Consider the following 12645-nt stretch of genomic DNA (forward strand, 5'->3'; position numbering starts at 1 on the left):
GGGACCCCCCTCCTCGCCCCGTACGGGGCTTTCTCCCTGGCTAACGCTACGCCTGGAGGGTCATGAGGTTTCGGACCTCGCGGACGCCGGGGGTGTCGGCGGCGATCTCGCTGACCGCGTCCTTGGCTTCCTGGGAGGGGGCGACGCCGCGGATGTCCGCCACGTCGTCGTTCACCTCGACGTTGAGGTGCTGCAGGCCGAGGGTGCGCGGATCCTCGCCGATCCTGGTCCGGATGCGGTTCTCGAGCTCCTCGTACTGCACCGGTACGTCGCCCCGCTCGGGGTCGTGGCTGCGCCCGATGAGCGGCCCGCTCGACGGGTCGGAGTACTCGCGCTCGGCCCCGGTCCGGTTGGGGTCCTCGGGCTTCTGGAGCGGCGGCTCGGCCACCCCGCTCTCGGGCCCGGCGCTCCCCTGCGCGCCGCCCGGCGTCGAGCCGGTCGGGGTGCCGGAGCCCCAGGTCTCGCCGCGCCGTCCGGCGGGGCTGTCGGCGTCGGGGGTGTGATGTCCGGTACCGTCGGTGAACGAGGCGTCCTGGTTTCCGCCGGCGCGCGCGAGAAGGGCGCCGATCGCGAAGCCGCCGAGGGCGAAGAGCCCGTACTTGAGGAGGCGGGAGCCCCGGGGCTCGGAGGTGCTCAGGGCCCGCTTCGCGAGCTTGGCCTGCGCCTTCGCGGATTTCGCGGCGGCCTTGCTCGCCGCCTTGCCGGCCTTCGCGGTCGCTTTCCGGCCGGTCCTCGTTCCGAGCAACGTCCCGGCCGCTTTCGTCGTCTTCGCCAATGTTGGTGCCTCCAGATCTCTACTGCGGATAATGCCTCCGTGGTACCCGCAACACCGGCCCCGAAAACAGACGCCGCCGCGTCTAGGCCGTGCCGGGAGCCCCGCAGACGAGCTTGTTCTCCACGCCCTCCACCCCCGGCACCCTCCGCACGGCCTCTTCGACGAGCCGGCGCGCCTCGGCGTCCGGCACGCTCCCGTGCACGGTGACGACGAGGCCGCACGAGCTCACGTTGAGCCGGGGCAGCCCGCGTATGCCGGGGTCGCGACCCAGGGCGCCGCGCATGAGGTGGGCGTCGTTGGCGACGGCGAGGCGGGGCACCCTAGCCCTCCTCCGGGGTGGCGGCGTCCCCGTCGGGACGCAGCTTCGGGACGAGGGTGAGCCTGCGGTAACGCATCCGGCGCTCGTTCAGCGGCTCCTCGAACTCGGCCTCGCGGGCAAGAGGCACGCTCCCGGTCGCAGCCGCCTCGACGAGGGCGGAGAGGTCCTCCTTCTCGCTCGGGGAGAGGCCGATGGCGTCGAGGTCGCGCTTGTTCTCGCGCTCGAAGAGCCTGACGCGCCGGGCGAAGGAGACGAAGATGCTGCACGGCTCGGGACAGGGGATCTCCCCCTCCCCCCGCTCAGACTCCAGCGGCGTGTTCTCGTCGACGTCCCAGAGGGTCTTTTTGAGACAGACCGCGTCCTCGCAGCAGGCCCGCGCCGCGTTCTGCACCCCCTCGTCCGAGAGGCGCTGGACGCGCTTGTAGATGCCCGACTGGCGGGCGGCGTTCTCGCGGTAGGTCGTGATCTCGAGCTCGCCGCTCCGGTGCAGGTGCCAGTGGACGACCGCCGAGGGATACAGGTAGTTCATCGCGACGTAGAGGCCACGCTCGCCCTCCACCCTCAGCAGCCAGCCTCGCCTCAGGTTCGGAGAGCTTTTGAGGGGACGGTACTCTCCCCCCTCGGTGAGCTTGGCGATCTCGCGGGCCTCGCGCGGGTCGACGTGTACGTCGAGGTCACCATCCGGGAGCCCGGCGTCCGCGGCGTGGCGCAGCTCGTAGCCTCCCTCCGGGAGCGGGCGGACGACGATCTGGCCGAAGGAGCGCCCCCCGGGGGCCTCCTCCACCCAGGCGGCGAAGGCCGTGCGGGCCTCGGCCGCGGTGTTCCTCCGGGGCGCCTCCCCGCCGGAGCGCTCAGGAGACGTCGCGCGCAAGCTCGGCCTCCCGCTCGTCCGTCTCCCTGGCGCGGGAGACGATCAGGTCCGCCACCGACGGGTGCGTGCCGACCGGCGCGCCGTAGAAGACCGTCCTGTCGGCCATCTCGGTCACCTCGCCGGTGAGGCCGAGGTCCTCGGGGATGGTCTCCCTCGTGTGCCAGCCCTCGGCGATAAACACCGGGATCAGGACGACGTTCTCGGCCTCCACGCCCCCGACCACCTCCGCGATGGGCGGGTCCTGGTCCAGAAACCCGACCTCCACGAGGTCGTAGACGCCGCGCTCCCTAATCCTCTCGGCGTTGAGGTAGATGACCCCGCTGGAGTTCTTGTTCAGGTCGGTGCCGTGCCCGAGCAGGACGAGCGCCGTGCGGCCGGGCCGCGTCTCCTTGCCCTCCAAGAGGTCGTCGACCCGCTCAAGGATCACGTCCGGCATCCCCTCGTACGTTCCCAGAGGCCCAGCGTAACGGATGGTGCGGCCGTCACGGCGCGTCACGGGGCCACTCAGGCCGAGCTCGCGCGGGATCACCTGCTGCGTGAAGTACCCCTCGGAGATGAACGCGGGCACCACGTAGATGTCTTCCGACTCGACGAGGTCGAGGACGTGGCGCATGGAGGGCTCCTCTTTCCAGAAGCACTCCACCACCTCGTCGAACTCCCCGGCGTAGCGGTCGCGGACGAGCGCGGCGTGCTCGTAGACCGGCAGGCTGGAATCCTCGTTCAGGTGCGAACCGTGTCCGACGATTACAAGGGCCTTCATGTACTCTCGCGCCTCCACATCTCGCGTAACGAACTGCGCGCAGATTCTACCCGCAAAGCCCCCGGGCGAGCGCGAAAGGCCTCACGCGTTACCCCCGCCGTCCCCGCGGGGTCGCGCACCGTCTATATACGGGCTATCGGTGCGACGCGGGACGGACCCGGCCGTTGAGGTAGGCCGGGCCGCGCTCCGCGCCGCAGAGGAAGGCGGCGGCGACGATCCTGGCCTCCGTGGCGGAGGGCTTGAGCCTCGCGTTCTGCCTGAGGATGCCGTCGAGGTTGGCGACGGCCTGGAGGCCGCGCCTGGAGCCCGTCCCGCCGGCTTTCACGACCCCGCCGGCCATGCGGGAGACGTCCTCGGCCTCCTTGCGGCCGGCCCGCCGTTCCACGTCCGCGTCGGGGACCTCGGCGAGCACTTCGAGGTAGGCCTGCACGAGCGCGGGCCGGGCCGCCTCGACCCGGGCCAGCGCCGCGTCGAGCGCGGGGCGCGCGAGCGTGCGCGTGACCTCGAAGTTGCGCGCGTACTCCGCGGCCATCGCGTCCGGCGGGCTGCCGGCGGCGGCGAAGCGCATGGCGTCGCGCAGCGTCGCGTCGCGCCCGGCGCCCAGAGCCACGCTCACGGCGCCGTGGAGGGTCCCGCCGAGGTGCTCGGGGCCCGCCTCCTCCAGCGCCCGCCCGAAGTACCGGACGTCGGCGTGGGAGAGACCGACGAGGACCTTCCCGACCCGCTCCCCGAGGAGCGCCGCCCGGGCCAGGGGCGCGAGGAGCCCGGCGGCCCCGAGGTCCGCGAACCCGGAGACCGCGCGCGAGCCGAGGACGGCCTCGAGCACCGTCTCGCCCACGGAGCGGTCGTCGGCCCCGGCGAGGGTCGCGGCGAGGGCCGGGACGCCGAGGAGGCGCGTCTCGTGGGCGACGGCCCCGTCCGAGTAGCGCGAGTCCGTCCCCGGCATCGGGGCGCTGTAGCCCAGGGTGAGGGCGCCCGAAGCGGCGGCGGCGACCTCGCCGGGGGGGAGGCCCCGCGGGAGTCCTCTCTCCGTCAACCCGTCTTCCCTGCTAGAGGGCCTTCTCGACGTCGTCGAGGACGTCGTCGACCTCGGGCTGGTCCCTGGGGCTGTTCTCGACCTTCTTCGCCCGGACGACGCCCTCCTTGTCGATGACGAAGTACGCGCGCTTCGGGAAGCCCGCCTCGTGCTGGACGCCGTACGCCTCGGTCACCTCGCGCCCGAAGTCCGAGAGCAGCGGGAAGTGTATCTCGCGGGTATCCGCGAACGCCTTGTGCGACCACGGGGAGTCGACGCTCACGCCCATCACCTTCACGCCCAGATCCTCGAAGCGCCCGATCTCATCCTGCAACCTGCTCATCTGGTCCGTGCAGACGCTGGACCAGTCGCCGGGATAAAAGAACAGGACGACCGGCCCGTCCTGCCTCGCCTCCTCGAGCGACACCCTGCGATCCCAATCGTCGCTCGGCAACTCGAAATTCGGTGCCTTCTCCCCTACCTCCGCAGACATCTGGACCCCTCTTTCGTTGCGACCATACTGCGTGGGCCTCATTCTACCCGGCCTCCCGCCCGCCAACGCGGGGAGGGCGCAGTTCGCCCGCCCTTCGAACGGGTAGAATCAGCGTCCGGCGGAGCGCCAGGGCGCTCCGGAAGGCCGCCCCGAGGCGCGGCGGACGAGATGACATCGCGGGAGGAGAACCTTGACGACAGGCGCCGAGAAGCAGACCTTGATCCCGGACGACGCCTTCGAGAGGGGCGCCCCGGAGGGCACCCTCGGGGCGGAGGAAGAGCTCTGGCTGGCCGACCCGGCGACGATGAAGCTCGCCGGCGGGGCGCAGGAGATCCTCGCGAAGGCGCCGGAGGGTCACCTCTCCGGGGAGCTTATCGACTGCGAGATCGAGGCCAACACCGGCGTCCACGCGGACGCGGAAGGCGTTTATTCGGACCTCATCGGGCGACGTCGTTACCTCCTCTCCGAGGCCGGGCGCCTCGGGCGGGAGCTCGGGGTCAGCGGCACGCATCCCGTTGGCGACTGGCGGGAGCAGGAGATCATCGACAAGCCACACTACCAGCGCCTCAAGGAGCGGCTGGGGTGGCTGATCCGCCGGAACAACACCTTCGCCCTGCACGTCCACTACGCGGTCAACGGCCCCGAGAAGGCCATCTACATGTTCGACCGGCTGCGCGAGTACGTGCCGCACCTCCTCGCCCTCTCCGTCAACTCGCCGTTCTGGCAGGGCGAGAACACGGACATGCAGTCCTCGCGCGTCCTGATCTTCTCGCGCTCCATGCACCGGGGCGGCCTGCCGGAGCCGATGGGCTCCTGGTCCCGGTACAAGGACTACGTGGACTACGTCCACCGCTCCGGCGCCATCGACAAGCTCGCGGAGATCTGGTGGGACGTCCGTCCCCAGCCCGCCCTGGGCACGATCGAGATGCGCGCCTCCGACGCCCAGGCCGACCCCCGGCGCACCGCCGCCCTCGTCTCCCTGACCGCCGCCCTCTGCGACGCCGTCTCCGCCGAGTACGAGGCCGGGGAGAGGCGTCCCGTCCTGCCGGCGCGCGAGATCGAGGAGAACAAGTGGAGCGCCCAGCGCTACGGCCTCGAAGGCACCTTTATCGACGCCGCCTCGCACGAGAGCGTCCCCACCCGGAAGGTCCTCGAGTCGTGGTTCCGTCTGCTCGAGGCGAGCACGGAGCGCGACCTCTCCGGCGCCGCCCGCCTCCTCGACGAGCCCACGGAGGCCGACCGCCAGCTCGAGGTCTGGCGCGAGACCGGCTCCGCCGTCGAGGTCGCCCGCGACGCGGCCCGTAGGACCCGGGCTGCGGTAGAGGAAGAGTCCTAGACCCGCCCTCGCGCTACGGGGAGGAGTTCACCTCCAGGACGCCGATGTCCAGGATCAGGGTCCCCGCCGCCTCCCCGGCGGCGGCGACGGTGATCTCGGTCCCGGGCTCCAGTTCGTCGACGATCGAGAGCGGGACGTGCATGGCGCCCCCGGCGGAGATCGGGAAGTAGCGCATCACCTTGCCGTCCTTGAGCAGGGTGACATTGACCATCCCCCCGAGGAGTTCCCGGCCCGCACGTACTGCACGCCCGCGGTGCAGCCCTGCGGAACCTCGTAGGTCAGGTTGAGGGGCGAGGGCGAGTCCAGCCCCCGCCCTCGACGGCGGTGATGGTCTGCAGGAGTACGGTCGTGTAGGGCATCGCGTTCCCCTTCCGTCGGTCCCGGGCGGGACGCCTGCTGTCCCGCCCCGCTTTTTCCTAGCAGCGGATCTCGGCGTTCTTGCGGAAGTAGAAGTACCAGGTGACGGCGACGCAGGTCACGTAGAACGCGACGAAGGCGGTGAGGGCCGTCTGGGGCCCGCCGGTCGCGCCGATGGAGTACTTGTAGGCCTGCGGGATGACGAAGCCCCCGTAGGCCGCGATCGCGCCGATGAACCCGATGGCGAAGGCACCCTCCTTCAGGCCGCGGCGGCGCGCCTCGGCCAGTATCCCTTCGCCCTGCCCCTCGACCTCGCGCTCGCGCTCGGTGCGGAAGATGAACGGGATCATGCGGTACGTCGAGCCGTTGCCGACGCCGGTCGTCAGGAACAGCAGCATGAACGAGAGGAAGAAGCCCGCGAACGACTGGACGGAGAGGAAGTACAGGACGCCGAGGACCGCGCATATCATCACGACAAAGGTCCACAGCGTGATCCTGGCCCCGCCGAGCTTGTCCGAGAGCCAGCCGCCGAACGGGCGCACCAGGGAGCCGACGATAGGGCCCAGGGCCGCCATCCAGGTGGCGGCGTACTCGGGGAACTGGTTGCCGATAAGGACGGGGAAGCTCGCCGAGTAGCCGATAAACGAGCCGAACGTCCCGATGTACAGGTAGCTCATCACCCAGGTGTGCTTGCGCTTCGCCACCGGGGCCTGCTCCCTCGGGGAGGCCTGAGAGACGTTCAGGTTGTTCATGAAAAGGAACGCCCCGAGGGCGGCTAGCAGGATCAGGGGCACCCAGAAGAACGCCGCGTTCTGGATAAAGACCTGGCTCGTCTCGCCGGTGGCGGCGTCGGTCCTGGTCTGCGAGGCGCCCCCGAAGACGGCCCCGAGAGCGGCCGAAGCCACGACGAACGGGACGATAAGCTGCACGACGCCCACCCCGAGGTTGCCGCCCGCGGCGTTGATCCCGAGCGCCGTCCCCTTCTTGTCGTTCGGGTAGAAGTAGCCGATGTTCGCCATGCTGGAGGAGAAGTTGCCGCCCCCGAAGCCTCCCAAAGCCGCCGCGACGACGAACAGCCAGTAAGGGGTCTCCGGGTTCTGGATGATGATCCCGAGCATCACGGTCGGGATCAGGAGCAAGAGCGCGCTGATCACGGTCCAGTTGCGCCCCCCGAAGATGCCAACAGCGAACGTGTACGGGAAGCGCATCGTCGCCCCCACGAGCGGCGGTATCGCCACGAGCCCGAAAAGCTGCGGGGCCGTGAAGGCGAACCCTATGAGCGGCAACAGCGCCGCCACGATGCTGAAGAGCTGCCACACGGAGAAGCCGAGAAACTCCGCGAAGATCGAGAAGACGAGGTTGCGCCTCGCGACGCGCCTGCCCTTCGCCTCCCAGAACCCCTCATCCTCCGGGTTCCACTCGTTTATCCACCCGCCACCCCTGATGCCTTCGCGCTCTATCGCGCCGCCTCTCGCTGACATCGGCCCTCGACCCCCTTCTGCCTCGTAGGAACAAGCCGGAACTCGACGGGGCGAAGGACGGTGCCCCGACGCCGTCAATGCTACGGACGCGTCACAAGCGCGGTCTTTATGCATACGACCAGAAACGGCGAGCACCTATGTGCGCAATGTCTATACACCGGGCCGATGTAGGCGAGCCGCCCCCTCCCCTAACCTTTGGGGCGTCGGTTGTTCCGTTTGCAGGTCCGTCGTAGGGGAGGGCGCATAAGTTTGGCCGCAGGCAAGAAGAAGACGGCCCCCGAGCGTTGGGCGCGTTCCACGTGCCCCTACTGCGGGGTGGGATGCGGGGTCGAGGCGGGGGTGAAAGGCGGCAGGATCGTCTCCATCCGGGGGGACCGCTCGCATCCGGCGAACTTCGGGAAGCTCTGCCCGAAGCCGGCGGGCCTGCCGGAGGCGGTCCACCACCCCGACCGCCTGACCCACCCCCTGAGGCGCAAGCCGGGCGGGGGCTTCGGGCGCGTCTCGTGGGACGAGGCCCTCGGGGAGGTCGCCCAGAAGCTCGGCGCCACGATCCGGGATCACGGGCCGGACGCCGCGGCGTTCTACGTCTCCGGCCAGCTCCTCACGGAGGACTACTACGCCGCCGGGAAGCTCGCGCGGGGGTACCTCGGGGTCGCGAACGTCGACTCCAACTCGCGGCTGTGCATGTCGAGCGCGGTGGCCGGCTACAAGGGGGCGTTCGGGTCGGACGGTCCGCCCTCCTCCTACGCGGACGTGGGGTACGCCGAGTGCATCGCGCTCTGGGGCTCGAACACCGCCGACTGTCACCCCGTGACGTTCGGCAGGATCTTGCAGCGCAAAAGGGACCCCAGGGTCTCCGTGATCGTCGTAGACCCGCGCCGCACCGCGACGGCGGAGATCGCCGACGTCTTTCTCCCCATAAGACCCGGCACCGACCTCGCGCTCGCCAACGCGATGCTCCGGGTCGTCCTCGACGAGGGGCTCGTCGACGAGAGGTTCGTCGGGCGCCACACCGAGGGCTTCGAGGAGGCGGCGGAGATCGCCTACGAGTGGACGCCCCGGCGGGCCGCCAGGGTGTGCGGCGTCGAGGCGGAGGACATCGTCGAGGCGGCGCGCCGCTTCGGCGAGGCGAAGACCGCGATGGCGCTGTGGACGATGGGCGTCAACCAGAGCGCGCAGGGGACGCTGAAGAACCGCGCGATCATCAACCTCTGCCTCGCGACCGGGAACGTCGGCAAGGTCGGGACCGGCCCGTTCAGCTTGACGGGACAGCCCAACGCGATGGGCGGCCGGGAGGTCGGCGGCCTCGCGCACCTCCTGCCGGGCTACCGGCTGATCGAGAACGAAGGAGACCGCCGCGAGGTGGAGGGGGCCTGGGGAATAGAGGAGGGCAGCATCCCCTCGAAGCCGGGTCTCCCGGCGGTCGAGTCGTTCAGGGCGCTCGGGGAGGGCGACGTGAAGTTCTTGTGGGTGGCGGCGACGAACCCGGCGGCCTCCATGCCGGACCTGAACAGGGTCCGCAAGGCCCTCGCCGACGCCCCGTTCCTCGTCGTCTCGGACGCGTACCCGACGGAGACGACGGCCCTCGCCGACCTCGTGCTGCCGGCGGCGGCCTGGGGCGAGAAGGCCGGGGCGATGACGAACTCCGAGCGCCGCGTGAGCATCGTCGAGAAGCTCGTCGAGCCGCCCGGCGAGGCGAGGGCGGACTGGGAGATCTTCGCGGGCGTCGCCAGGGAGATGGGCTTCGGGGAGGCGTTCGGCTGGGGGAGCTCCGCCGAGGTCTACGAGGAGTACCGGGAGCTCACGCGCGGCAGGTTCCCCGACGTAACGGGCATCTCGCACGAGCGCCTCAGGGAGCGGCCGGTGCAGTGGCCCGCCCCGGACCGCATGGACCACGAGGAGAGGCCGTTTCATGGGATCGCGCGGAGCATCTGGGAGCGCGACGAGGAGGAGCACCCCGGCACCCCGCGCCTCTACGTAGACAAAAAGTTCAACACGCCGAGCGGCAAGGCCCGCTTCGCCCCGACGCCTCACGACGCGGGCCTCGCCGAGGAGACGGGCACCGAGTTTCCGCTCGTCCTCTCGACCGGCCGCATAAAGAACCAGTGGCACACGATGACCCGCACCGGCCGCTCGGCGAAGCTGACGAAGGGCCTCTCCGGCCCGTTCGTGATGCTCCACCCCGACGCGGCCGGGAGTTCCGGGGTGACGGACGGGGAGGCGGCCCGGGTGGTCTCGGAGCGGGGCTCGTTCGTCGCGAGGGCCGTGGTGACGGACGAGATGCAGGCCGGGACGGTCTTCGCGCCTTTCCACTGGGGCGACCTGTGGACGGAGGGCGGGAGCGTCAACGACGCGACGCACGACGAGCGAGACCCCGTCAGCCTCCAGCCCGAGCTCAAGGGGGCCGCGGTGAGGGTCGAGCCGGTGGGTGCGGAGGAAGCGACGAGAGAAGAGCGAGCGACCGCGGAGGCGCTCTCCGCGTGGGACGGGAGTTGAGATGAGCGGGACGAGGATCGTGGTAATAGGGAACGGGATCGCCGGGGCGGCGCTGGTCGACAGCCTCGTCGAGGAAGCACCTGGGGGGTTCTCGATAACGCTCTACGGGGACGAGCACGTCGGTACCTACGACAGGGTGCGCCTCTCCGAGTACATGGCCGGCTCGGTCGGCCTGGAGGAGCTCGGGATGCGGCCGAGGGACTGGTACGCCGAGCGCGGCATCGACGTGCGCCTCGGGGTGAGGGTGGAGGAGATCAACGCAGCCGCGAAGAAGGTACGCGGGGACGACGGGGAGTGGGTTCCTTACGACAAGCTCGTTCTGGCAACGGGCTCGTCGTCCTGGATCCCGCCGATGATCGGGCGCGAGAAGGACGGCGTCTTCGTCTTTAGGACGGTGCGCGACACGGAGGAGATGCTGGAGGCGGAGCCGGAGAAGGCCGTCGTGATCGGGGGCGGCCTCCTCGGCCTAGAAGCGGCCTACGGTCTCACGAACCGCGGCGCCGGTGTCACGGTCGTCCACCGCTCGGGGCATCCCATGAACCAGCAGCTCGACGGCCCCGCCGGCGCGATGCTCGCGCGCGCTATGGGCGACCTTGGCGTGGGCATGCGCCTGAACGCGCACTCCGAGGAGATCCTCGGCAACGGCAGCGTCCGGGGGGTGCGCCTGCGCGGCGGCGAGGAGCTAGACGCCGACCTCGTCGTCATCTGCACGGGCATCCGCCCGAACGCCGGGCTCGCCCGGAGGGCCGGCCTCAAGGTCAACACCGGCATCGTCGTCGACGACCACCTGAAGACCAGCGCCGAGGACGTCTACGCCGTCGGCGAGTGCGCCGAGCACGGCGGGAAGACGATCGGGCTCGTGGCGCCCGCCCTGGAGCAGGTCCGCGTCCTCTCCCGCCGCCTCCGGGGCGACGAGAACTCCCGCTACGTCCCCGGCGGCACCGCGACGCGCCTCAAAGTCATGGGCGTCGATCTAGAATCGGCCGGGGACGTCTACGGCGAGGGGCCAGGCGCCGAGGCGATCCTGAGCTCCAACCCCGTCAAGGGCATCTACCGCAAGGCCGTCGTCCGCGACGGCAGGGTCGTCGGCGTGGTGCTGCTCGGCGACACGACGGGCGGGCCGCAGCTTCTCGGCGCGGTCCGGCAGGGCGCGGGGGCCGAAGAGTACGCGGACCTGATCCTCGGCTCCGGCGGCGGGGTCGAGGCCCCCCCGCTCCCCGACGACGCCCAGGTCTGCGACTGCAACGGGGTCTCGAAGGGCCGGATCCTCGTCGCCATCACCGAGAAGGGCGCCGACACCGTCGCCAAGGTCGGCGCCGCGACGAAGGCGGGCGCCTCCTGCGGCAGCTGCAAGCCGATCATAAAGACGGTCCTCGAAGAAGCCACGGGCGGCCCGGTCGAGGAGAAGGAGGAGCTCTGCAAGTGCATGGGGCTCTCCACCGACGACGTCCGCGGCATCGTGAAGCAGCGCGGCATCAAGAGCGTCAGCGCCCTGGGCGAGGCGTGCGGCGCCGGCAAGGCCTGCTCGGACTGCAAGGTCGGCCTCACCTACGTCGTCAGCGAGGTCAACGCGAACCGCCACGAGGAGGAGCGCCACGCCCGCCACATAAACGACCGGGTACACGGCAACATCCAGAACGACGGGACGTTCTCCATCGTCCCCCGCACGCGCGGCGGCGTCACCACCGCCGACGAGCTCCGGCGCATCGCCGACGTCGCCGAGAAGTACGAGGCGCGCATGATCAAGATAACCGGCTCCCAGCGCCTCGACATCCTCGGCGTCAGAAAGGAAGACCTCCCAAGCGCCTGGGAGGACCTCGGCATGCCCAGCGGGTTCGCCTACGGCAAGGCGTTCCGCCAGGTCAAGACGTGCGTCGGCACGGAGTTCTGCCGCTTCGGCGTCGGCGACTCGACGGGCCTGGGGATCGAGCTCGAAGAGGCGTTCGAGAACCTCTACACCCCGGCGAAGGTGAAGATGGCGGCCTCCGGCTGCCCCAGAAACTGCGCAGAGTCGACCGTCAAGGACGTCGGCGTCATCGCGATCGAGGGCGGCTGGCAGGTCTGGGTCGGCGGGGCGGCGGGCATGGACGTCCGGAAGGGCGACCTGCTCGCCACCGTCGAGACGCACGAGGAGGCGGTGAGGGTCGTCAAGGCGTTCTTCCAGTATTACCGGGAGAACGGGCGCTGGAAGGAGCGCACCTACGACTTCGTCCCGCGGGTCGGCCTGGAGGAGATCAAGAAGCACGTCCTCTCCGAGGACTCCGGCGAGCCCGAGGGGCTCAGGGAGCGTCTCGCGGAGGCGAAGGCGGCCTCGTACGATCCGTGGCAGGAGCGGGTTCAGAACAAGACGAGAAACCAGTTCGCGGGGGTGGTCAATGACGGATAGCGAGCGCTGGACGAGGGTCTGCGCGGAGGACGACGTGCCGTTCCTCGAGGGCCGCAGGGTCGAGGTCGGGGGCTTCTACGTCGGCGTGTTCAACACGGAGGAGGGCTTCTACGCCGTCTACGACGTCTGCCCCCACAGGGGTGGTCCCCTCTCCGACGGGGACGTCGCCGCGGCGACCGTCACCTGCCCGCTGCACGCCCGCAAGATCGACCTGAAGACCGGCGAGGTGCTGAACGACGAAGGGCTCTCCTGCACGTTCGCCTTCTCGGTGAAGAGGGAGGAGGGCTTCGTCTACCTCGACACCCGGGCGCTGGCCTCCCTCGGGGCGCCGAGCCCCGCCTGAGCCGGGGTACCCG

12 protein-coding genes are annotated in these 12645 nt (G+C 70.3%); 4 read left to right on the forward strand and 8 right to left on the reverse strand.

Annotated elements, in window-relative coordinates; all coding sequences use genetic code 11:
* Window positions 1–46: 46 nt before the first annotated feature.
* The 6 genes from GBA65_RS12570 to GBA65_RS12595 all read right to left on the reverse strand — a co-directional run bounded on the left by GBA65_RS12570 (window position 47) and on the right by GBA65_RS12595 (window position 4233).
* A complete protein-coding gene (locus tag GBA65_RS12570) occupies window positions 47–775 on the reverse strand; it encodes a BON domain-containing protein (protein WP_166396847.1) in 729 nt (242 codons plus the stop codon).
* A gap of 82 nt (window positions 776–857) precedes the next feature.
* Window positions 858–1094, reverse strand: a complete 237-nt coding sequence (locus GBA65_RS12575; RefSeq protein ID WP_166396848.1) for a BON domain-containing protein — start codon at window positions 1092–1094, stop codon at window positions 858–860.
* 1 nt (window position 1095) lies between these two features.
* Window positions 1096–1965, reverse strand: a complete 870-nt coding sequence (locus tag GBA65_RS12580) for a DR2241 family protein (RefSeq protein ID WP_166396849.1) — start codon at window positions 1963–1965, stop codon at window positions 1096–1098.
* Complete coding sequence (locus tag GBA65_RS12585; protein ID WP_166396850.1) at window positions 1946–2725, reverse strand: CbiX/SirB N-terminal domain-containing protein; 780 nt, start codon at window positions 2723–2725, stop codon at window positions 1946–1948. Before GBA65_RS12585 ends, GBA65_RS12580 begins: the two co-directional genes overlap by 20 nt.
* A 133-nt stretch (window positions 2726–2858) precedes the next feature.
* Complete coding sequence (locus tag GBA65_RS12590; protein WP_166396851.1) at window positions 2859–3761, reverse strand: triphosphoribosyl-dephospho-CoA synthase; 903 nt, start codon at window positions 3759–3761, stop codon at window positions 2859–2861.
* Between the two features lie 13 nt (window positions 3762–3774).
* Window positions 3775–4233: a peroxiredoxin gene (locus tag GBA65_RS12595; protein ID WP_166396852.1), complete on the reverse strand. Its 459-nt coding sequence runs from the start codon at window positions 4231–4233 to the stop codon at window positions 3775–3777.
* Window positions 4234–4423: 190 nt separating this feature from the next.
* Here GBA65_RS12595 and GBA65_RS12600 point away from each other — a divergent pair, with 190 nt between their 5' ends.
* Window positions 4424–5569, forward strand: a complete 1146-nt coding sequence (locus tag GBA65_RS12600) for a carboxylate-amine ligase (RefSeq protein ID WP_166396853.1) — start codon at window positions 4424–4426, stop codon at window positions 5567–5569.
* Between the two features lie 13 nt (window positions 5570–5582).
* On the opposite strand, the gene GBA65_RS12605 is transcribed toward GBA65_RS12600, so the two are convergent.
* A complete protein-coding gene (locus GBA65_RS12605; RefSeq protein WP_207955730.1) occupies window positions 5583–5780 on the reverse strand; it encodes a hypothetical protein in 198 nt (65 codons plus the stop codon).
* A gap of 205 nt (window positions 5781–5985) precedes the next feature.
* Window positions 5986–7407: an MFS transporter gene (locus GBA65_RS12610; RefSeq protein ID WP_166396854.1), complete on the reverse strand. Its 1422-nt coding sequence runs from the start codon at window positions 7405–7407 to the stop codon at window positions 5986–5988.
* Between the two features lie 249 nt (window positions 7408–7656).
* Here GBA65_RS12610 and GBA65_RS12615 point away from each other — a divergent pair, with 249 nt between their 5' ends.
* The 3 genes from GBA65_RS12615 to GBA65_RS12625 are packed head-to-tail and all read left to right on the forward strand — an operon-like array spanning window position 7657 to window position 12632.
* Window positions 7657–9903 carry a molybdopterin oxidoreductase family protein gene (locus GBA65_RS12615; protein WP_166396855.1) on the forward strand — a complete coding sequence of 749 codons (2247 nt, stop codon included), beginning with the start codon at window positions 7657–7659 and terminating at the stop codon, window positions 9901–9903.
* A 1-nt stretch (window position 9904) separates the two neighbouring features.
* Window positions 9905–12289: a nitrite reductase large subunit NirB gene (nirB, locus tag GBA65_RS12620; protein ID WP_166396856.1), complete on the forward strand. Its 2385-nt coding sequence runs from the start codon at window positions 9905–9907 to the stop codon at window positions 12287–12289.
* The gene (locus GBA65_RS12625) at window positions 12279–12632 is read left to right on the forward strand and encodes a Rieske 2Fe-2S domain-containing protein (protein ID WP_166396857.1); all 354 of its coding nucleotides are present in this window, start codon (window positions 12279–12281) and stop codon (window positions 12630–12632) included. The genes nirB and GBA65_RS12625 overlap by 11 nt, the downstream gene beginning before the upstream one ends.
* The last annotated feature ends 13 nt before the right edge of the window (window positions 12633–12645 follow it).

Source organism: Rubrobacter marinus (genome assembly GCF_011492965.1).
Taxonomy (GTDB): Bacteria; Actinomycetota; Rubrobacteria; order Rubrobacterales; family Rubrobacteraceae; genus Rubrobacter_F; species Rubrobacter_F marinus.

What these genes read in the sequence shown, in the direction of transcription:
- GBA65_RS12585 (WP_166396850.1), bottom strand. Translation starts at nt 2,725, where the DNA reads ATGAAGGCCCTTGTAATCGTCGGACACGGTTCGCACCTGAACGAGGAT.
- GBA65_RS12595 (WP_166396852.1), bottom strand. Translation starts at nt 4,233, where the DNA reads ATGTCTGCGGAGGTAGGGGAGAAGGCACCGAATTTCGAGTTGCCGAGC.
- GBA65_RS12605 (WP_207955730.1), bottom strand. Translation starts at nt 5,780, where the DNA reads ATGGTCAATGTCACCCTGCTCAAGGACGGCAAGGTGATGCGCTACTTC.
- GBA65_RS12610 (WP_166396854.1), bottom strand. Translation starts at nt 7,407, where the DNA reads ATGTCAGCGAGAGGCGGCGCGATAGAGCGCGAAGGCATCAGGGGTGGC.
- nirB (WP_166396856.1), top strand. Translation starts at nt 9,905, where the DNA reads ATGAGCGGGACGAGGATCGTGGTAATAGGGAACGGGATCGCCGGGGCG.
- GBA65_RS12625 (WP_166396857.1), top strand. Translation starts at nt 12,279, where the DNA reads ATGACGGATAGCGAGCGCTGGACGAGGGTCTGCGCGGAGGACGACGTG.